Here is a 697-nt window from a genome sequence, read left to right as displayed (position 1 = left end):
GGTACCTGGTCTTCAATCCGCTCTATCGAGGTTCGGTCACGGTGATCGGTCCCGAGGACGCCACCGGACTTCCGACTGTCGCGGGCCGCGGAGGCCCGGACAACGAAGTGGCACCTGTGTCTTACACGGATCCGACCTCTGGAGTGCTGGTGACGGGAGACGCAACCGGCAGCATCCCGGATCAAGGCCGGCTGACGCTCGCGTTCCACTACCGAGTGACGTTCGCTTTCGCCGACGGAGTCACGAGCGACTCGACGCAGATCGTCGACTGGGGGCACGCCGCATCCGTGCCGGCTGACCCCGTGCGCCCGGGGTACACCTTTGCCGGGTGGGCATCGTCTGGCGCCGGAACCTCGCCGGGTGACCCGACGAGCGCCCCGGTGACATTCACCGCCCAGTGGAACAGCGTCGAGCGCGACGCTCCGGAGATCACGACCCTGTCACGCCCGGATGGAGTCGGCACCGACGCGTACAGTGTGCCCGGCAACGCGATCGGAACCGGCCCCATCACAGGCAAGGTGAGCGCCGGCACACTGCCCGCAGGACTGGTCCTCGATCCTGCCACAGGTGTCGTGAGCGGGACCCCGACGACTGCGGGGACGTTCGCGTTCACGGTCTCGGCGTCGAACGCGGGCGGTTCGGATGAGCAGGAGTACACCGTGGTGATCCGGGAGCGGCCGATCATCACGACCATGTC

General features: G+C 67.6%; 1 protein-coding gene. It reads left to right on the top strand.

What is annotated here, in order from left to right:
* Window positions 1-697, top strand: a 697-nt coding sequence (locus ACI3KW_RS23165; protein ID WP_404850048.1) for a putative Ig domain-containing protein, incomplete at both ends; no start/stop codon positions are given.

It is taken from the genome of Devosia sp. ZW T5_3 (genome assembly GCF_044987315.1).
GTDB lineage: Bacteria > Pseudomonadota > Alphaproteobacteria > Rhizobiales > Devosiaceae > Devosia.
Note: the sequence above shows the minus strand (reverse complement) of the source record. Positions and strands in the feature narration are given on the sequence as shown.